The 17,841-nt window shown below is 66.5% G+C and carries 19 protein-coding genes; 12 read left to right on the top strand and 7 right to left on the bottom strand.

The annotated features are described in order from the left end of the window. Window positions 1–53: 53 nt before the first annotated feature. The gene (locus OS124_RS0101640; protein WP_010137544.1) at window positions 54–1,454 is read right to left on the bottom strand and encodes a sensor histidine kinase; all 1,401 of its coding nucleotides are present in this window, start codon (window positions 1,452–1,454) and stop codon (window positions 54–56) included. A gap of 459 nt (window positions 1,455–1,913) precedes the next feature. Here OS124_RS0101640 and rpmH point away from each other — a divergent pair, with 459 nt between their 5' ends. The 9 genes from rpmH to yihA all read left to right on the top strand — a co-directional run bounded on the left by rpmH (window position 1,914) and on the right by yihA (window position 9,893). Beyond that, window positions 1,914–2,048 carry a 50S ribosomal protein L34 gene (gene rpmH, locus OS124_RS0101635; protein ID WP_005980833.1) on the top strand — a complete coding sequence of 45 codons (135 nt, stop codon included), beginning with the start codon at window positions 1,914–1,916 and terminating at the stop codon, window positions 2,046–2,048. An 81-nt stretch (window positions 2,049–2,129) separates the two neighbouring features. Beyond that, window positions 2,130–2,681 carry a ribonuclease P protein component gene (gene rnpA, locus OS124_RS0101630; protein ID WP_083834503.1) on the top strand — a complete coding sequence of 184 codons (552 nt, stop codon included), beginning with the start codon at window positions 2,130–2,132 and terminating at the stop codon, window positions 2,679–2,681. Next, window positions 2,678–2,917, top strand: coding sequence for a membrane protein insertion efficiency factor YidD (gene yidD / locus OS124_RS0101625; RefSeq protein WP_010137534.1), 240 nt, complete (start codon window positions 2,678–2,680; stop codon window positions 2,915–2,917). Before rnpA ends, yidD begins: the two co-directional genes overlap by 4 nt. A 434-nt stretch (window positions 2,918–3,351) precedes the next feature. Then, window positions 3,352–3,615: a hypothetical protein gene (locus tag OS124_RS0101620; RefSeq protein ID WP_010137533.1), complete on the top strand. Its 264-nt coding sequence runs from the start codon at window positions 3,352–3,354 to the stop codon at window positions 3,613–3,615. Between the two features lie 114 nt (window positions 3,616–3,729). Continuing rightward, on the top strand, window positions 3,730–4,593 hold the full coding sequence (ttcA, locus tag OS124_RS0101615) for a tRNA 2-thiocytidine(32) synthetase TtcA (RefSeq protein ID WP_010137532.1): 864 nt from the start codon (window positions 3,730–3,732) through the stop codon (window positions 4,591–4,593). Window positions 4,594–4,694: 101 nt separating this feature from the next. After that, window positions 4,695–6,197 carry a putative bifunctional diguanylate cyclase/phosphodiesterase gene (locus tag OS124_RS0101610; RefSeq protein WP_138919384.1) on the top strand — a complete coding sequence of 501 codons (1,503 nt, stop codon included), beginning with the start codon at window positions 4,695–4,697 and terminating at the stop codon, window positions 6,195–6,197. 502 nt (window positions 6,198–6,699) lie between these two features. Beyond that, window positions 6,700–8,502, top strand: a complete 1,803-nt coding sequence (yidC, locus tag OS124_RS0101605; RefSeq protein ID WP_010137529.1) for a membrane protein insertase YidC — start codon at window positions 6,700–6,702, stop codon at window positions 8,500–8,502. Then, window positions 8,503–9,240: an MOSC domain-containing protein gene (locus tag OS124_RS0101600; protein WP_010137528.1), complete on the top strand. Its 738-nt coding sequence runs from the start codon at window positions 8,503–8,505 to the stop codon at window positions 9,238–9,240. It begins immediately after the preceding gene. Then, complete coding sequence (yihA, locus tag OS124_RS0101595; RefSeq protein ID WP_010137526.1) at window positions 9,240–9,893, top strand: ribosome biogenesis GTP-binding protein YihA/YsxC; 654 nt, start codon at window positions 9,240–9,242, stop codon at window positions 9,891–9,893. The genes OS124_RS0101600 and yihA overlap by 1 nt, the downstream gene beginning before the upstream one ends. Before the next feature lie 61 nt (window positions 9,894–9,954). Here the strand turns inward: yihA and OS124_RS25840 are convergent, their stop codons facing one another. Then, a complete protein-coding gene (locus tag OS124_RS25840) occupies window positions 9,955–10,470 on the bottom strand; it encodes an outer membrane protein (RefSeq protein WP_010137525.1) in 516 nt (171 codons plus the stop codon). A 222-nt stretch (window positions 10,471–10,692) separates the two neighbouring features. Further along, window positions 10,693–11,274, bottom strand: a complete 582-nt coding sequence (locus tag OS124_RS0101585) for an outer membrane protein (RefSeq protein WP_010137524.1) — start codon at window positions 11,272–11,274, stop codon at window positions 10,693–10,695. Window positions 11,275–11,601: 327 nt separating this feature from the next. Between OS124_RS0101585 and argB the strand changes: the two genes are divergently transcribed. From argB to OS124_RS0101570, 3 genes are read left to right on the top strand one after another with little or no spacing between them, the layout of a single operon-like run. Next, window positions 11,602–12,468, top strand: a complete 867-nt coding sequence (gene argB / locus OS124_RS0101580; RefSeq protein WP_010137523.1) for an acetylglutamate kinase — start codon at window positions 11,602–11,604, stop codon at window positions 12,466–12,468. Then, a complete protein-coding gene (locus OS124_RS0101575) occupies window positions 12,458–13,138 on the top strand; it encodes a hypothetical protein (protein ID WP_010137522.1) in 681 nt (226 codons plus the stop codon). Before argB ends, OS124_RS0101575 begins: the two co-directional genes overlap by 11 nt. Then, window positions 13,135–13,629, top strand: coding sequence for a SixA phosphatase family protein (locus tag OS124_RS0101570; RefSeq protein WP_010137520.1), 495 nt, complete (start codon window positions 13,135–13,137; stop codon window positions 13,627–13,629). The genes OS124_RS0101575 and OS124_RS0101570 overlap by 4 nt, the downstream gene beginning before the upstream one ends. 79 nt (window positions 13,630–13,708) lie before the next feature. Here the strand turns inward: OS124_RS0101570 and OS124_RS0101565 are convergent, their stop codons facing one another. The 4 genes from OS124_RS0101565 to OS124_RS0101550 all read right to left on the bottom strand — a co-directional run bounded on the left by OS124_RS0101565 (window position 13,709) and on the right by OS124_RS0101550 (window position 17,840). Continuing rightward, window positions 13,709–14,146, bottom strand: a complete 438-nt coding sequence (locus OS124_RS0101565; protein ID WP_010137519.1) for a COG4315 family predicted lipoprotein — start codon at window positions 14,144–14,146, stop codon at window positions 13,709–13,711. Window positions 14,147–14,469: 323 nt separating this feature from the next. Continuing rightward, window positions 14,470–15,219 carry an amino acid ABC transporter ATP-binding protein gene (locus OS124_RS0101560; protein ID WP_085994621.1) on the bottom strand — a complete coding sequence of 250 codons (750 nt, stop codon included), beginning with the start codon at window positions 15,217–15,219 and terminating at the stop codon, window positions 14,470–14,472. Between the two features lie 55 nt (window positions 15,220–15,274). Then, on the bottom strand, window positions 15,275–16,582 hold the full coding sequence (locus OS124_RS0101555; protein WP_010137517.1) for an amino acid ABC transporter permease: 1,308 nt from the start codon (window positions 16,580–16,582) through the stop codon (window positions 15,275–15,277). A 1-nt stretch (window position 16,583) separates the two neighbouring features. Further along, window positions 16,584–17,840: an amino acid ABC transporter permease gene (locus OS124_RS0101550; protein ID WP_010137516.1), complete on the bottom strand. Its 1,257-nt coding sequence runs from the start codon at window positions 17,838–17,840 to the stop codon at window positions 16,584–16,586. Window position 17,841 lies beyond the last annotated feature (1 nt).

Genomic DNA, 17,841 nt, shown 5'->3' with positions numbered 1-17,841 from the left:
CCAGTGACGGCGGACCAACGAAGGCAGGCCAGCGAAGGCAGCGACGCCAGGGGCTACTGTGCCGCCAAAGGCTGCAACCCGATCTCCTTCGGCAAGCGAATCACGAAGACCGTGCCGCTGGCGCCGGTGCGCTCCAGCTCGATGGTGCCGCCATGGCCGCGCACCAGTTCGGCGGCAATCGCCAGGCCCAGGCCGCTGCCGCCCTTGCGGGCGCCGCCGGTGAAGGCGGTGAAGAGATTCTCCTGCGCCTTGGGTGGCAGGCCGGGGCCGGTGTCGGAGACCCGGATGAGCCAGTGGCTGTCGCTTTCCTCGGCAGCCACCGCGATCTCGCCCTCGGTGCCGGTCACCTCGATCGCCTGGCGGGCGTTGCGCACGAGGTTGCCCAGCACGCGGTAAAGCTGCTCGGGATCGGCGCGCAGGCGCAGGGTGGCGGGGATATCCTCGGCGAAGGAGATGCTCTCGCTGCCCAGCGCCAGCCGTTCGCCGTCGATCACGTCGCCGACCACATCCGCCAGGGCCACCAGGCAGAGGCGCGGCGCCGGTTCCTCGGCCCGACCGAAGGCCAGGGTGGATTCGCACAGGTTCACCGCCCGCGCGACCGAATTCACCACCTTCGGCGCCAGCCGCTTCACCGTTGGATCCTGCGAGCCCTCCAGCCGGTCGGCAAAGAGCTGGGTCGAGGTCAGGATATTGCGCAGGTCGTGGCTGATCTTGGCCACGGCAGAGCCGAGCTGGGCCAGCCGCTCCTTCTGGCGCAGGGCGCCGGTCAGCTGGGTCTCGAGTTCGCGCAGGGCCTCCTCGGCCTCGCGCAGATCCGAGACCGAGGCGCTCGGGGTGATGATCCGGCGGCTGTCCTCGGGATCCTCGGCATAGGCGCGCATCAGCCCGATCACCCGCTTCATCGGGCGCAGGATCAGGTAGCGCACCGCGAGGAACAGCAGCAGCGCCGTCGATACGGAGAACAGGGTCGAGATCAGCACCATGTAACGCAGGTAATCCACCATCGCGACCCGCAGCGGCGCGGCGGGCATTGTGACCTCGATCAGCAGCCCGGCCTCGCGCACCGGGTTGCCGATCACCCGGATCACGTGATCCTCGCGGGTGAACAGGGCCTGCACGGCCTCGTGGATCAGTCGCGCCATCGAGGGCTCGCGCATGTCGTAGGTGTCGACGACCTCGGAGGGCACGGGCGAGGACAGCACGAGCTGGCGGGCCTCATCGCGCAGCAGCACCACGTTGTAGACCCCGGCGTTGCGCAACAGCTCCTGCTCGAGGTCCTCGGTGATCATGTCGCCGGCCAGCTGCGCCAGCGAGGCGATCTGCGCACGTTCGAGACGCGAGGTCAGGTAGTCCTCGCGGAAACGCGCCACCGAGGGCACGAGGATCAACAGCTCGGCCAGGATCACGAAGATCCCGGTGAGGATCAGCAGACGCCCTGACAGGGAACGCAGCATGGGGGCGGCCACCTCCTTACCATCCCGCGCCGGCCCGCGCGGGGGTTGAGTTCACACAGATGTAAGTTTACGCGCCCGAAAGACAATTGCACAGTCATCCGGTCGCGTCGGCCGGCCGCATCGGCGGGTTCCCCGCGGCATGCCGCTGCGTCGGGCGCCCGCGGGGGTGCGCGCTCCGCAAAGCGAAGCCTCGAAGCGTGAAAAGGCTCAGGGCAAGGTCCAGGTTCCGGGGCATTCGGCGGCAGAGATGGAGACCTTCGCCAAGAACCTCCGCCGGAAGGCCAACTTGCGTTTGACAAGCCGCCCCCTCCTTCTTATAGACCGGGCTTCGAACATCCACGGGCCGGAGCCGATTCCCGGATCCATCCCGTGCAGCCCTGCCAGTCCGGCTTCTCCGGTGGTGTGGCGAGTGAACAGAAACCCCGGTCGCCACCGCGGGATAGAAACGGAGACGGAGCGATGAAACGCACCTACCAACCTTCGAACCTGGTCCGCAAGCGGCGCCACGGTTTCCGCGCACGCATGGCCACCAAGGCCGGCCGCAAGATCCTCAACGCCCGCCGCGCCCGCGGCCGGAAGTCGCTGAGCGCATAATTCGCGCCCGGAGCGGCGGCCATCGTGCCTGCCGCCCGGATCGGGGCTAGACCCCGGACCAGCGACCAGAGGTCTGAAGATATGACGCCGCCGACTGTCCCACCCGCAACCGCCGAAAAGGCATCGCGGGCGGAAACGTCGGCGGCTTCTTCGTCTTCGCAGGGGCCTTCCGCTGTGCAGGAGGCTTCCCCCCCTCAGGACGGGACCTTGCCGCTGGTCGTCCTGGCCAAGCGGTCGGATTTCCTGGCCGCCGCCCGGGCACGCCGCCAGGCAGCCGGCTCCTTCATGCTGCAGGGCCGCCGACGGGCCGAGGACGAGGGCCCTGCCCCGGCCCAGATCCGCATGGGCTTCACCTGCTCGAAGAAGGTCGGCAATGCCGTGGCCCGCAACCGCGCCAAGCGCCGCCTGCGCGAGGCCGCCCGCGCGATGCTGCCGCACCTCGGCCGGCCCGGCTGGGACTACGTGCTGATCGGCCGCGCCGACCAGACCGCCGCCCGTCCCTTCGAGCTGCTCAAGGCCGACCTGGAGCAGGCCCTGACGCGCATGCACGCGCCGCGAGCGCCCAGGCCCGATTCATCACGGCCCGAACCGTCAAAGACGGCACCGTCCAAGACCTCTCCGCAAGACAGATGAGCCCCGCTGCCCGGCTCCTTGCCCTGCCGATCCGCGCCTACCGGCTGATCTTCTCGCCCTGGGTCGGGCACAATTGTCGCTACGACCCCACCTGCTCGGCCTATATCCTCGAGGCGCTGGACAAGCATGGCGCCTGGCGGGGGTTCTGGCTGTCGCTGCGCCGGGTGTCGCGCTGCCATCCCTGGGGCGGCATGGGGGTCGATGACGTGCCCCCGCCCCGCCACCGCGATCGCTGAGCCGCTGTTGCCGATAGGCCGCAATTTCGCCCGACAGCGCGGTACGGCACATTTGACCTTGGCGCCTCGGCCGCGACCGGCTAGCGATGCGACATCGCGCCACAGCCAGGAAAGGGAGGGCAAGATGACTGCATTCGCATACGCCCAGCCCGCCGTGGCACGACGAGACCGACTGGCCCGTATCACCGGCTAAGCCGCTCTCTTCGGGGACACGACCGCGCGATAGCCGGTCCGATCTCCGTTCATCCTGGTCTTCAACCCGACATCCATGCTTCCGAACGTCCCTTCGGCTGGCCTGCGCGCAGCGTATCGCCTGCCCGGTGACCGGCCTCCGGACAGGTTCTGCCTGCCTGATGCCGCGTCGACGTTCGGACCCTGGCTGTCAAACCCCCTCAACAGCAAAGGACCGGACCGCACCGCGGCCGGACAGACCCATGCAGACCACCCGCCCCCTGGCCCTTCCCCTGGATACCCCGGGTCGAAGCGTCCAGCTCAATGACCTGACCACCGCGATGGAGGCCATCATCGGCCGCCATGGCAGCCGGCGCGTCCTGCTCGCCGCCCTCGGCGTGCTGCTGACCGGGCGCAAGCGCAAGCTGCGCCAGATCCCCGCCGCCGAGCTCAGCGCGCATCTGCGCCGGGACATCGGCCTCGGGCCCGCCCAAACCGCTCCTCCCCTGGTGGAGCTGATGCGGTGAACCGCTCCGGCCGGCTGCGGGGTCGCGCCCCGGCCGGCCGGAGCCCCTTCGGGGGCCCGGGCCCTGCCCCGCAAGGCTCTTGCCGCATCTCCGCGCCTCCTCTATGTGCGGGACATGCTTGATGACAGTGACGATATCCACCCGCTTTTCCACGGTGCTCCGCAATCGACGGAGTTCAAGAAGCTGCGCAAGCGGATCGTCCGCCAGACCCGCGAGGCGGTCGAGCAATACGGCATGATCGAGCCCGGCGCGCGCTGGCTGGTCTGCCTCTCGGGCGGCAAGGACAGCTACACGCTGCTGGCCGTCCTGCACGAGCTGAAATGGCGCGGGCTGCTGCCGGTCGATCTGCTGGCCTGCAACCTCGACCAGGGTCAGCCCGGCTTCCCGGCGACCGTCCTGCCCGAATTCCTTGAAAAGATGGGCGTCCCGCACCGGATCGAGTACCAGGACACCTATTCCGTCGTCATGGACAAGGTGCCCCAGGGCCGCACCTACTGCGCCCTATGCTCGCGGCTGCGGCGCGGCAACCTCTACCGCATCGCCCGCGAAGAGGGCTGTTCCGCCCTGGTGCTGGGCCACCACCGCGACGACATCCTCGAGACCTTTTTCATGAACCTCTTCCACGGCGGGCGGCTGGCCACCATGCCGCCGAAGCTGGTCAATGAAGAGGGCGACCTGTTCCTCTATCGCCCGCTGGCCCATGTGGCCGAGGTCGACTGCGAGAAATTCGCCAAGGCGATGAACTACCCGATCATTCCCTGCGATCTCTGCGGCAGCCAGGACGGGCTGCAGCGCCAGCAGGTGAAACAGATCCTCGACGGCTGGGAGCGTAACTCTCCCGGACGCCGGCAGGTGATGTTCCGGGCGCTGATGAATGCGCGCCCCTCGCACCTTCTGGACCCGAAGCTGTTCGATTTCGCCGGTCTCGCCCTGGGGGAGAAACCGCGCGAAGAGGATTCGATTCCCTCCCTGCGTTAAGCGGCTATTGAACTTATGGGCCTAGCGTCGTCCCGGTTACGATTGGGATGACCGCCATGCCGGGCTTCAAAGGGTACGATTACGCGAGGGTCCGGGGTCGCATGCGCCGGGCCCTCGCCGGTCCGCAGATCGCGGCGATCCTGCCCGCGATCTGCCTGACCGGCTTCTGGATCGCCGGCGAGGCCGCGCTGGTTCTCGGCGCGCTGCTGCTGCCGGTGCTCTACATCCTCGCGGGGGCCGAGGTCTCGCAGCGTGCCGCGCCCTCGACCGCACGCGACGCGGTGACCGGGCTGCCGCTGCGGGATTCGCTCGAACTGGTGCTGGACCACGCGCTACGGGGGCAAGAGCCCGTCAGTGGCAAGACTGCCTGCTTCATGCTGCGTCTCGATGAATTCCCGGCATTCCGCGATCGTCACGGCCCCTCCGCTGCCGACGATGCCCAGCACCGGATCGCCGACCGGCTGCGCGGGGCGCTGCGCGACGGCGACCTGGTCTGCAAGATGGGCGAGGCCAGCTACGGCATCGCTATCGGCCCGGTAACACTGCTGGACCTCGAGGCGGCGATCCAGCTTGCCTCGCGCCTGCAATCCGCCGTCGAGGATCCCCTCTCGCTGGATGCGACGACCGTCTATCTCTCCTGCTCCATTGGCTTCTGCCTTGGCACCCGCAGCCCGTTGCCGACAGGGGCCTCGCTGATTTCTGCCGCCCAGGCCGCCCTGGCCGAGGCGGCGCGCTTCGCCCCCTCGGCCATCCGCTCCTTCTCGACCGAGATGCAGCGCCACCGCCAGGGCGGCGCCCTGTCCACGGACGAACTGACCCGCGCGTTGGACAACAACCAGATCCTGCCCTTCTTCCAGCCCCAGGTCTCGACCGACACGGGTCTGGTGACGGGGTTCGAGGCATTGGCGCGCTGGTGCCACCCCGAACGCGGCATGATCCCGCCCGGGGATTTCCTGCCCCTGGTGCAACAGGCTGGCCTGATGGAACGGCTTGGCGACAAGATGCTGGTACAATCGCTCATCGCGTTGCGACGGTGGGACGAGGCCGGTGTGACCGTGCCTCAGATCGGGGTGAACTTCGCCACGGATGAACTGCTGAACCCGCAGCTGGTGGAAAAGGTCCGCTGGCAGCTCGACAGGTACGGGCTGGACCCATCGCGTCTGACCGTCGAGGTCTTGGAAACCGTTGTCGCAAGCTCTCCTGATGACGTGATCACGCGAAATATCAACGGGTTGGCCCGGATGGGTTGCCGTATCGACCTGGACGACTTCGGCACCGGCCATGCCTCGATCTCCTCCATCCGCCGCTTCTCGGTCGAACGGCTGAAGATCGACCGCAGCTTCGTGATGAAGGTCGACCGCGACATCGAACAGCAGCGCATGGTGGCCGCGATCCTGACCATGGCGGAACGGCTGGGCCTGACGACCCTCGCCGAAGGGGTCGAGACCCCCGGCGAACATGCGATGCTGGCGCAGCTTGGCTGTGACCACGTGCAGGGCTTCGAGATCGCCCGCCCGATGCCCTTCGAACAGACTCTCGAATGGGTCCGCGCCTACCACGACGGGCTGATTGAAGCGCCGAAGTTCGGTCGCCGGTCCGGCTGACCTCGCCTCAGGACAGGGCATCGCCCGAAGGCGGGCTTTCGGCACCGGAATCCTCTGACCGCGCCGGGCCTTGGGTCGCGACGGGTGACCGGATGTGACAGGGCACCGGGGCGGAACAGGCGCATGGATGAGCCAAGCGCGCAGCGGACCCTCATGCCTAGCACCCGGTCCCGGGATCGCCCTGCGGACGCGCGGCAGGACGCGCCATTCCGCTGCAACCGGGATCCGCCGCCCCGGCCCCTGCGCCGGACCGCCGGGTTTCCCGAGGGTCCGACCTCGGCCGGCCACCCTGAAGCCCCGGGGCGCGACACCGCCCCCTGCGGCCGGGGCAAGGCCTCTGGGCCTGGGTCTGCCCCGGCCCACGCCCCGGATCACGACCTGGCGATCCTCCCTGCAAACCGAGGCGAAGACCCTATAGCCCCTTGACCTTTGGCCCCGCGACGGGTTGAACGCCCCAAGACCGAATTCCAAGTATTGCAAAGACCAAAGGTGGCGCAGCGCAATGGACGATCAGAACAAGAACCTCATCCTGGCCACGGTGCTCAGCTTCATCGTGGTCCTTGTATGGTTCCTTCTCTTCCCGCCCCAGGAACAGGCCCCGACGACGGATGACCCCGTCGCGCAGAGCCAGTCCGAGGGCACCGGGGGCGCAATGTCCCCCGCCGGCGCTGCCGAGACCGCAACGGCCCAGCCGCTGATCGACGCCGGCCCTGCCGCCGATGCTCCGCGCGTGCAGATCGCCACGCCCAGCCTCTCCGGCTCGATCTCGCTGGCCGGTGGTCGCATCGACGACCTGCAGCTCACCGACTACAAGGTCACCCAGGAAGAGGGCTCGCCCGACGTGACCCTGTTCCGTCCGCAGGGTCAGCCCGGCGGCTACTACGCCCTCTACGGCTGGGTCGCCGGCACCAACATCGAGGCCGTGCCCGACGCCGAAACCCTCTGGTCGCTGGACAGCGGCGAGGTGCTCACCCCCGAGACCCCGGTGACCCTGTCCTGGGACAACGGCGCCGGCCAGATCTTCCGCCAGACCTACGCCGTCGACGACAAGTTCATGTTCACGGTCACCCAGTCGGTCGAGAACACCGCTGACAGCACCATTGCCCTGCGCCCCTACGGCCTGCTGCGCCGCCATGGCGAACCCTCTGACCTGCAGAACTTCTTCGTCGTTCACGAGGGCCTGGTGCGCATGTCCGACGGCGAGCTGGAAGAACAGGGCTACGACGACATGGTCGACTTCGACGTCGACCCCCGCGAAGGCGCCCCGGCCGAACGCATCGACGTCAGCGAAAGCGGCTGGGTCGGCTTCACCGAGCACTACTGGATGGCGACGCTGATCCCCGGCGACCGCGCCTTCCGCTCGACCGCGAAATACTACCCCGATCCCGATGTCTACCAGACCGAAGCCGTGCTGGCCGGCGTCGAAGCCGCCCCCGGCGCGACCGTCGAAGTGGCGACCCAGCTCTTCGCCGGCGCCAAGGAAGGCGAGACCATCAAGGATTACGAGGATGCCGGCGTCACCCGCTTCTTCGACTCGATCGACTGGGGCTGGTTCTTCTTCCTGACCAAGCCGATCTTCTGGCTGATCCACTGGCTGCACAGCTTCATCGGCAACATGGGCTGGTCGATCATCGCGATGACGATCTTCCTCAAGGCGATCCTCTTCCCGCTGGCCTACAAGTCCTACGCCTCGATGGCGAAGATGAAGGAACTGCAGCCCCGCATGGAAGAGCTGAAGGCCAAGGCCGGCGACGATCGCCAGAAGCTGCAGAAAGAGATGATGGAGCTGTACAAGAAGGAAAAGGTGAACCCCGCCGCGGGCTGCCTGCCGATCCTGCTGCAGATCCCGATCTTCTTCTCGCTCTACAAGGTGATCTTCGTCACGCTGGAGCTGCGTCACCAGCCCTGGATCGGATGGATCCACGACCTTTCCGCGCCGGATCCGACCTCGATCGTCAACCTGTTCGGCGCCCTGCCCTGGGATGCCTTCCCGCCGGAAAGCTTCCTGGCGATCCTGAACCTGGGCGTCCTGCCGATCCTGCTGGGTATCTCGATGTGGCTGCAGCAGAAACTCAATCCGGCGCCCGCCGATCCCGCGCAGCAGATGATCTTCGCCTGGATGCCCTGGGTGTTCATGTTCATGCTCGGCAACTTCGCCTCGGGCCTGGTGCTCTACTGGATCACCAACAACACGATCACCTTCTGCCAGCAGTACCTGATCATGCGCAGCCACGGCTACACGCCTGACGTCTTCGGCAATATCCGCGGGTCCTTCTCGCGCAAGAAGGCCGAGGCGAAGAAGTAAGTGAGCCGCGTCGCGCATATCTGGCGGCATCCGATCAAGGGGATCGGAGCCGAGCCTCTCGACCAGGTGGACCTGTCCGCCGGTCGCCCGCTGCCGGGTGACCGGGCCTGGGCCCTGCTGACCGGAGAGGCGCGCGACACGGGCGCCTGGCAGAGCTGCCGCAACTTTGCCCGGGGCTGTTACGGCCCCGAGCTGATGGCGATCACGGCGCAGACGCTGCCGGATGGCCGCATCGCGCTGTCGCACCCCCGCGCCGGCGAGATCCAGGTGGATCCCGCAACCGAGGGCGCGCGCCTTGCCGACTGGGTGCGCCCGCTCTGGCCCGAGGAGCGTCCGCCCCTCGGCCAGCTCATCGCGGCCCCCGACGAGGGGATGTCGGATGCGCCCTACGCCTGCCTGTCGATCCTCGGCCGCGCCTCGCTTGGTGCGCTCTCCGAGGCCTGCGGGTCAGACCTGGATCCGCGCCGTTTCCGGGGCAACCTCTGGGTCAAGGGCCTGGAACCCTGGGAGGAGCTGGACTGGCCCGGCCGCCGCCTGCGTATCGGTGAGGTCGAGCTTGAGGTGGTCGAGCGTATCGACCGCTGCCGCGCCACCCAGATCAACCCCGAGACCGGCGCAGAGGACGTGCAGACCCTGCAGGTGCTGCGCCGGACCTGGGGTCACATCGACTTTGGCGTGAAGGCCAGGGTCCTCAAGGGCGGCACGATTACCGTCCACGCCCCGCTGGAGGTGATCTGATGGAACGTCTGCCCTTCCCCCTCGCCGAGGAACCCGATCCGCATATGGCAGAGGTCGGCCGCAAGCTCTTTGCCGGTCCGGTGGACTTCCTGAAGGGCGTTGTCGCCATGGATGGCCTGCCTCCTGCCGACCGCATCGAAGTCTGCTTCGCCGGGCGCTCCAACGTCGGCAAGTCCAGCCTGATCAATGCGCTGACCGGGCGCAAGGGCATCGCCCGCGCCTCGAACACCCCGGGTCGCACGCAGGAAATCAACTTCTTCACCCTTGGCGAAGAGCGTTACCTGGTCGACCTTCCCGGCTATGGCTATGCCAATGCGCCGCTTTCGGTGGTCGAGAAGTGGCAGCGCCTGTTGAAGCAATACCTGCAGGGCCGTCAGACCCTGCGCCGCGCCTTCGTCCTGATCGACGCGCGTCATGGTGTGAAGGCTGTCGACGAAGAAATCATGAAGCTGCTGGACAGCGCCGCGGTGACGTTCCAATGCGTCCTGACCAAGGCCGACAAGGTGAAGCTGGCAGACAGGGAGCGTGTCCTGAACCAGGTGCGTGGCGCCCTGTCCAAGCACCCGGCCGCCTTCCCGGAGCTGGTGCTGACGTCGTCCGAGAAGGGCGATGGCATCGCCAGCCTGCGCAGCATTATCGCCAGCCTGACCTGATCTTTATCTGTCACCCCATCCGGGTGCGCCCCCAGGGGTGCCGGCGCGGCCAGAGACCGCATCAGAACATGTAGTTCACCCGCCCCGTCAGGGTGTTCACCTCGATATCCCGCGCCGCGCCACCGACATCGCGGAACCCGTGATGCAGCAGCTCGGCGCCGATGGTGACATTGTCGCGCACATGGGTCTCGACCCCGAGGCCGAGGATGTAGCCGACCGAGCTGCCGAAATCACCGCTGGCCTCGGCCACGCCGCCGACCGCGTAGTACTGCGTACCGCCATCGACCAGGCCCACGCGGCTCTTGAGCCGGGTGATGCGGTCGATCCGGCCGGCAGAGGTGTCGATCCCCGTGCGCGCAATCTCGCCCTCTGCTCCGAGGACGATCGAACCGCGACGGCTGTTGATCCCCGCATTGAGGCTTTGCAGCGCGTCATTGTCCGCCGAGGTCGCCACCCCGAGGGATGCGCCGACATAGACGCCGGCGAAGAGATCGCGGGCATCGACGGGACGTCCCGCAAAAGCCAGGCAAATGGCCAGCAGCACCGGGAAAAGAAGATGGGCGTGTTTGCGTTCCATGGAAACAGAACACATGAGTCGCCCTAAAAGTTCATTTAGCGGGCCGGAAACCGCAAAATTCGCGGTAAAATCAGGGCTCCAATGACGCGAGGACAGGGCCGGACGCCCGATCAGCTCAGGGGTCGGCCAGCTGGGGACCCGGACCACCACTGTCCCGACGGAAAAGGCCCGGGCGCATGCCCGGGCCTCTCTGATCGTCGGTTCGATACGCGGTGACGCGGATCAGAAGCGGTAGTTCACACGTGCCGCCAGGGTGCCGGCGTCGATGTCGGTGCCCGAACCGTTGAAGTCTTCGAACTCGTGGTACAGGTATTCTGCACCGACCGAGACCGTGTCGTTGACCATGTAGTCGGCGCCAACGCCGTAGACCATGCCGTTGTCGTCGCCTGCCGAAGTGTTGGCGTAGGCTGCACCGATCACGCCGTAGATCAGCGCCGGGCCGGCATCGTAGCCGGCTTTCAGCTTGATGCGGGTCATCGAATCCAGGTCAGCGCCGGCCAGGATGCCGTCTTCTGCGCCGACGTAGTCGACTTCACCACCCAGCACGAAGGTGCCGAAGTCGTAGTCGTAACCACCCTGGACACCGTAGACGGCGCCATCTTCTTCACCGACGCCGTTCACGTCGACATTGCCGTAGCCCAGCTGGGCACCGACGTAGCCGCCGGTCCAGTCGGTGCCGGCGGTGTAGACCGGCGCGGGGGTCGCGACGACGGGGTCGGCGGGCGCTTCGGTGTAGGCGCCTGCAAAGGCGGGGACTGCGACGGCGCTTGCGGCCACTGCTGCGATCATCGTGTTGCGAAACATTGTTGTCTCCTTCGTTTCCTTTTCCGGGCGGGGGTCCCGGCACTGCCGCCTCGTGTAAAGCGGTGAACACGGCGGAGCCCGCCGCGTTCTCGCTGCACTAACTGGTGAGAATCGCGGAAAGTTCCATGGGTCTTGGCAATGCCCCGGGGGCATCGGCCAGCAGGCGCCTGCGACGCCCCCTGACGACGGCAATTCCCCGCCGCAGTCTGCAACAGCGTTAACGATTTGCGTGAGGCCCCCTTGAAACCGGCGAAAGCCACTCCATCCGCAGCGGGCTTGGCAGAGCCGCGGTCACATCGTATCAAGCCTTGAAACGAGGACGCAGAGATGAAGAAGCAGACAGCCATGAACCGAGACTGGATCGCCACCGCCCGGACCCTTTCGGAGGCCCTGCCCTACCTGCAGCGCTACGAGGGGGCCATTGTCGTGGTCAAGTTCGGCGGCCACGCCATGACCGACGCCGAGGGGCTGCGAACCTTCGCCCGCGACATCGTGCTGATGCGGCAGGTCGGGGTGAACCCGGTGATCGTCCATGGCGGCGGCCCGATGATCAACGAGATGCTGGACAAGCTTCAGGTCAAATCCGATTTCGTGAAGGGCAAGCGGGTCACCGATGCCGCCACGATGGATGTCGTGGAAATGGTGCTCTCGGGGCAGGTGAACAAGCGCATTGTCGCCGCGATCAACGAGCAGGGCGGCAAGGGCGTGGGCCTGTCCGGCAAGGACGCCAACCTGATGATCTGTCGCCAGGATGACCCCGAGCTGGGCCTGGTCGGCACCCCGGACGAGATGGACACCACCATCCTGCATTCGATGTTCCGCAGCGACATCATCCCCGTCATCGCTCCGATCGGCATGGGCCGGGCCGGCGAGACCTTCAACGTCAACGGCGACACCGCTGCGGGGGCCATTGCCGGGGCCCTGCGGGCGGATCGCCTGCTGCTGCTGACCGATGTCGCCGGCGTCAAGGATGGCAGCGGAGAGGTCGTGACCGCCCTGACCGCCCAGCAGATTCGCGACATGACCGCCGAGGGCATCATCGCCGGCGGCATGATTCCCAAGACAGAGACCGCGCTGGATGCCATCGAGCGCGGTGTGCGGGCCGTGGTCATCCTGGATGGGCGGGCGCCCAATGCCGTCCTGCTCGAGCTGTTCACCGAACATGGTGCCGGCTCGATGATCCGTGCCGAGTGAGGCGCGGGATCTGCACGACCTCGAAGCGGCGGCAAAAAGCCGCCTGCTGACGATTTCCTGCGGGCTGGATGCCGCGCAATGCGCGCTCTGGCCCGTGCTGCCTCAGGGCACGCGCAGCCTGCTGCTGCTGTCCCCGGCCCAACCCGCCTTCTGGCCCGGCTTCACCGCCAGCTCCGAGTGGCGGGACGGCGCGGCGGATCCGATGGATCGCTGGTCGCGCCGGGTCATCTCGGACTGGGCGGCCGAGATCGGCGCCGAGGCGCTCTTTCCCTTCGGCGGGCCACCCTGGCTGCCCTTCCTCGGCTGGGCCCAGGCCAGCGGCGCGGTCCATGCCTCGCCCGTGGGCATGCTGGTGCATCGCGGCATGGGGCTGTTCACCTCGTTCCGTGGCGCCCTTGCCCTGTCATGGGAGGTCACGCCACCCGCCGCCACCCCGCGCCCCTGCGACGCCTGTGCCGCCCCCTGCACCACCGCCTGCCCGGTCGATGCGCTCGGCGGCGCCGAGGGCTATGACGTGGCCGCCTGCAAGGCCCACCTGCGGCGCCCCGAGGGGCAGGGCTGCCTGAGGGGCGGTTGCCTGGCCCGCCGCAGTTGCCCTGCCGCGACGCCCGGCGCGCGCCTGCCTGCCCATTCCGCCTATCACATGCGACAGTTCCTGGGGGTGACATGACCCGACGCCTGATCCTGATGCGCCATGCCAAGTCCTCGTGGGGCGATCCGCAGCTGCCGGATCACGAGCGGCCTCTGAACAGCCGGGGCAGGCGTGCGGCGCATCTGCTGGGCGACTGGCTGCGCGCCCATGCCCCCCTGCCGGACCAGGCGCTTGTCAGCACCTCCCTGCGCACGCGGGAAAGCTGGGACGGGCTTGGCCTGGGCCTGCTGCCCGAGCTCCACGAGGATCTCTACCATGCCGAGCCGCCGCAGCTGCTGGACAGCCTGCAGAGGGCGAGCGGCGGCGTGGTGCTGGTGCTGGCGCACAATCCCGGCATCGGGCTCTTTGCGGCGCGCCTTCTGCGCGAGCCCCCCGCGCATCCGCGTTTTGCCGATTACCCCACCGGCGCGACGCTGGTGGCCGAGTTCGACATCGCCGACTGGTCGGCCCTGCGCCCCGGAACCGGTCGGGTCGTCGACTTCGTCGTTCCGCGAGAGCTGGAAACCTAAGTGCCCGGCCTGCTGGGGAGCAGACCGGGCGAGACGCGGGGATCCGTTCGGGGAGCCGGCTTGCCCGCGAATTCGGATGTCACTTCACCGCGACGTGCCAGACACCGCCGATGCCGTCGCCATTGGTGTCGCCCGGCTCGGCGTCGCCGATCCAGTAGTAGAGCGGTGCGCCCTTGTAGGCCCATTGAGAGGTGCCATCGGTACGGGCCACGGTGCTGAAATCTCCGCTCGCGGAGGCATCGGCCCCGGCGAGGTAGGGCGGCCAGTCGACGGCGCAGCCATCATAGCATTTCGAGGCCCCGCCCTGGTCGATATCGAAGGTGTAGAGGGTCATGCCCTTGTCATCGACCAGGATCGCCGGGCCCGAGACCTTCAGCGGCTCGAGCGCCTGCGGCGTATAGGTCAGCGCATGGGTGCCGTAGCCGGCATGGGCATTGGGTTGGCCATAGCCTGCGGACCAGACGGCCCCCGAGGTGCCCGCGACGAGGGCGGCGGCGGCGAGGAGTGCAAATTTCATCAGGTATCCTTTCGTCAACACGGCCCAACGGGGCCTTCAATGGGATGCCTGCGGCCCGCCCCTCCGGTATTCGAAGGACGCCTCGGCCACCGTCATCACTGCAGCGCTTGTGACGAAGGACCATTGTCACCACCGTTGTAACGGAGGGCTCCGAACCGTTGAATTTGCCCGCCCTGTCAGAGTTTGTCGCCCAAATGGCTCACATCCGCGTGACCGGGTGGCGGAGGGCTGCCGGACCGCGACGTGACGGCGGCTGAAATGCAAAGGGCCCCGCCGAAGCGGAGCCCTGGTCTTTGCGCCGGTCGCCGGTGCCTGTCGCTGGATCAGTGACCCAGGATCTGGCTGAGGAACAGCTTGGTGCGTTCCGAGCGCGGGTTGTTGAAGAACTCTTCGGGCTCGTTCTGTTCGACGATCTGGCCCTGGTCCATGAAGATCACCCGGTTGGCGACCTGGCGCGCGAAGCCCATCTCGTGGGTCACGCAGAGCATGGTCATGCCTTCCTCGGCAAGCTGGATCATAGTGTCCAGCACCTCCTTGATCATCTCGGGGTCGAGCGCCGAGGTGGGCTCGTCGAACAGCATGATGCGCGGACGCATGCAGAGCGAGCGGGCGATGGCCACACGCTGCTGCTGGCCGCCCGAAAGCTGGCCGGGGTACTTGTTGGCCTGATCGGGGATCTTCACCTTCTCGAGGAAGTACATCGCGGTTTCGATGGCTTCCTTCTTCGGCGTCTTGCGCACCCAGATCGGCGCCAGGGTGCAGTTTTCCAGGATCGTCAGATGCGGGAAGAGGTTGAAGTGCTGGAAGCACATGCCGACCTCGGAGCGCACCTTGTCGATGTTCTTCAGGTCCGAGGTCAGCTCGGTCCCGTCGACGATGATCTTGCCCGACTGGTGCTCTTCCAGGCGGTTGATGCAGCGGATCATCGTGGACTTGCCCGACCCCGAGGGGCCGGCGATGACGATGCGTTCGCCCTTGTTCACGGTCAGGTTGATGTCCCGCAGAACGTGGAACGACCCGTACCACTTGTTCATGTTGGAGATCTCGATCGCGACCTCGTCCGAGACCTTCATGGCCGAGGTGTTCACGGGCGTTTCGACAGCAGTATTGGTCATTTTGACTTACTCCTCAGTGGTGCCCGGTCTGAAGCTTGCGCTCCAGATACATCGAGTAACGGGACATGGAGAAACAGAAGATGAAGAAGACGGCACCGATGAAGATGAACAGCTCCCAGTAGACACCGTTCCAGGCGGTGTCGGCGCGGATCGCATTAGCCAGGCCCAGCGGGTCGATGAGGCCGATGATCGACACCAGCGTCGTGTCCTTGAACACGCCGATGAAGGTCGAGACGATACCGGGGATCGAGATCTTCAGGGCCTGGGGCATGATGATCAGGCGCTGTGCCTTCCAGTAGTCGAGGCCAAGCGCATCGGCCGCTTCGTACTGGCCATTGGGCAGGGCAGCGAGGCCCCCGCGGATCACCTCGGCCATGTAGGCGGAGGCAAACAGCGTCACCATGATCATCACCCGCAGGATGATGTCGAAGTTGGTACCCGGCGGCAGGAAGATGTTCAGCAGCACCGAGGCCACGAAGAGCAGCGTGATCAGCGGCACGCCGCGGATGAACTCGATGAAGCAGACACAGAGCAGCTTGACCAGCGGCAGGTCACTGCGACGGCCAAGCGCCAGCACGATCCCGATGGGAAGCGAGCAGCCGATGGCCGTGACGCCGATGGTGACAGACAGCATGAAGCCACCGAAGTTCCGCGAGGGCACGGGCTCCAGCGTCACCAGCGGCACCACGGAGGCGATGCCATTGGTGACCAGGGCCGCCAGGAAGATCCACCACACGATCGCCGCCACTGCGGCAACGAAAAGCGAGATCCCGGCATTCACGACCTTCATCAGCGCCACGAAGACAAAGTACCCGATGGCGAAACCTGCGGCGACCATGATCGGCATCCAGATGCTGCCGCCCCACAGGAGCCAGGGCATCAGGAAGGGGAAGGCGGCCGAGAAGTACAGCAGCTTGGGCGGGAAGTAATCGGTGTAGAGCACCGGGCCCAGGGCCACCAGCAGCAGGATCAGCGTCAGGATGGGACGCCAGTAGAGCTCGGAGGGATAGAAGCCGAAGAGCAGCTGCAGCCAGCGCTCGCGGATCACCCCCCAGCATGCGCCCTCATGTCCGGCGAGGATCTCGCGGCATTCGGTCAGCGAGGTTGCATTCCAGGTCGGCGAGAAGAACCAGGGCAGCAGCCCCGAGAGCAGGAAGAGGACGAAGGCCAGAGAAAGCCCCGTCAGCAGGCTGTTCTTCCAGCCGTTGAACAGGTTGCTCCGCGCCCAGCCAACCGGCCCCACGATCGAGGATGGCGGCTCTTGCTGCTCCAGCATGGTTTCACGGACAAAGAGGACCGTTTCTGCGTGTGTATCGCTCATATCAACGCTCCACCAGTTTCTTGCGCTCGTTGTAGATGTTCATCACGCCCGAGATGATCAGCGAGATCACCAGGTAGATGAGCATGCCCAGAAGCACGGTCTCAAGCTCTCGTCCGGTCTGGTTCAGGGTGATCCCCATCAGCGTGCCGGTGATGTCCATGTAGCCCACGGCGATCGCCAGCGACGAGTTCTTGGTCAGGTTGAGATACTGCGAGATCAGCGGCGGGATGATCACCCGCAGCGCCTGAGGCAGGATGACCAGGTTCATGATCCGGTTGGATCTGAGGCCAAGCGCCGCGGCGGCTTCAGTCTGGCCCTTCGAGATGGCCAGGATGCCGGCACGCACGTTCTCGGCGATGAAGGCCGCGGTATAGAGCGACAGCGCCAGCCACAGGGCGATCAGCGAGTTCCGCATGTGGGTGCCGCCCTGGAAGTTGAAGCCTTGCAACGCGGGGTAGCCCAGGTGGAAGCCGAGCAGGACCAGCAGGATGACGACCGGCAGGATGATAACGGCGGTCTGCACATGCCAGGTCCGCGGCCGCACGCCGGTGGCTTCCTGGGTTGCGTCCGCCTTGCGTCCGATCCGCTTTGCCACCCAGAACGAGCCGATGAGCACCACGATGATGGCGATCAGGTCGAGGCTGATCCCGAAGGCACCGAAGACCGACAGGTCGCCGATCCCGCGCGAGAAGAGCGGCTCCGGCACGTAGACGCCGCGGTTGGTGAAGGCGACCGTGTCGAAGAGCTTCATCGTCGCCTCGGGGGTGTCCCCCCTGAAGTCGCGCGGCGAGGGCAGGCTCTCGATCAGGATGGCCATGGCCAGGACGATCCACATCAGCACGGGCACGTTGCGGAACATCTCGACGTAGACGGTCATCAGGCGGGCGACCAGCCAGTTGCTCGACAGGCGCAGCACGCCCACGATGACCCCGATGATGGTGGCGGTGACACAGCCGAGGACAGCGACAAGAAGCGTGTTCAGCAGCCCGACGAAGGCGGCGCGCAAATGGGTGTCCTGGTTGTCGTATTCGATCAGGCGCTGGTTGATGTCGTAACCGGCGGGCGTGCTCAGGAAGCCGAAATCGACCTCCTTGCCCAGGTCGTTCAGGTTCTGGACCGTATTGTTCGTCAGCCAGCCGAACAACGTCAGAACGCCGATCAGCGCGATGATCTGGAAGGTGTAGGACCGGTAGCGCGTGTCGTAGACAAGCATGGATAGCTTGAAGGACTCCGCCGGCGGATCAGTAAGCGTTGTCATG

This window comes from Oceanicola sp. S124 (genome assembly GCF_000220565.1).
Classification (GTDB): Bacteria; Pseudomonadota; Alphaproteobacteria; order Rhodobacterales; family Rhodobacteraceae; genus Pseudooceanicola.
This window is presented reverse-complemented; position numbering and strand designations above follow the sequence as displayed.

What these genes read in the sequence shown, in the direction of transcription:
- OS124_RS0101640 (WP_010137544.1), bottom strand. Translation starts at nt 1,454, where the DNA reads ATGCTGCGTTCCCTGTCAGGGCGTCTGCTGATCCTCACCGGGATCTTC.
- rpmH (WP_005980833.1), top strand. Translation starts at nt 1,914, where the DNA reads ATGAAACGCACCTACCAACCTTCGAACCTGGTCCGCAAGCGGCGCCAC.
- rnpA (WP_083834503.1), top strand. Translation starts at nt 2,130, where the DNA reads ATGACGCCGCCGACTGTCCCACCCGCAACCGCCGAAAAGGCATCGCGG.
- yidD (WP_010137534.1), top strand. Translation starts at nt 2,678, where the DNA reads ATGAGCCCCGCTGCCCGGCTCCTTGCCCTGCCGATCCGCGCCTACCGG.
- OS124_RS0101620 (WP_010137533.1), top strand. Translation starts at nt 3,352, where the DNA reads ATGCAGACCACCCGCCCCCTGGCCCTTCCCCTGGATACCCCGGGTCGA.
- ttcA (WP_010137532.1), top strand. Translation starts at nt 3,730, where the DNA reads ATGCTTGATGACAGTGACGATATCCACCCGCTTTTCCACGGTGCTCCG.
- OS124_RS0101610 (WP_138919384.1), top strand. Translation starts at nt 4,695, where the DNA reads ATGCGCCGGGCCCTCGCCGGTCCGCAGATCGCGGCGATCCTGCCCGCG.
- yidC (WP_010137529.1), top strand. Translation starts at nt 6,700, where the DNA reads ATGGACGATCAGAACAAGAACCTCATCCTGGCCACGGTGCTCAGCTTC.
- yihA (WP_010137526.1), top strand. Translation starts at nt 9,240, where the DNA reads ATGGAACGTCTGCCCTTCCCCCTCGCCGAGGAACCCGATCCGCATATG.
- OS124_RS25840 (WP_010137525.1), bottom strand. Translation starts at nt 10,470, where the DNA reads ATGGAACGCAAACACGCCCATCTTCTTTTCCCGGTGCTGCTGGCCATT.
- OS124_RS0101585 (WP_010137524.1), bottom strand. Translation starts at nt 11,274, where the DNA reads ATGTTTCGCAACACGATGATCGCAGCAGTGGCCGCAAGCGCCGTCGCA.
- argB (WP_010137523.1), top strand. Translation starts at nt 11,602, where the DNA reads ATGAAGAAGCAGACAGCCATGAACCGAGACTGGATCGCCACCGCCCGG.
- OS124_RS0101570 (WP_010137520.1), top strand. Translation starts at nt 13,135, where the DNA reads ATGACCCGACGCCTGATCCTGATGCGCCATGCCAAGTCCTCGTGGGGC.
- OS124_RS0101565 (WP_010137519.1), bottom strand. Translation starts at nt 14,146, where the DNA reads ATGAAATTTGCACTCCTCGCCGCCGCCGCCCTCGTCGCGGGCACCTCG.
- OS124_RS0101560 (WP_085994621.1), bottom strand. Translation starts at nt 15,219, where the DNA reads ATGAAGGTCTCGGACGAGGTCGCGATCGAGATCTCCAACATGAACAAG.
- OS124_RS0101555 (WP_010137517.1), bottom strand. Translation starts at nt 16,582, where the DNA reads ATGAGCGATACACACGCAGAAACGGTCCTCTTTGTCCGTGAAACCATG.
- OS124_RS0101550 (WP_010137516.1), bottom strand. Translation starts at nt 17,840, where the DNA reads ATGACAACGCTTACTGATCCGCCGGCGGAGTCCTTCAAGCTATCCATG.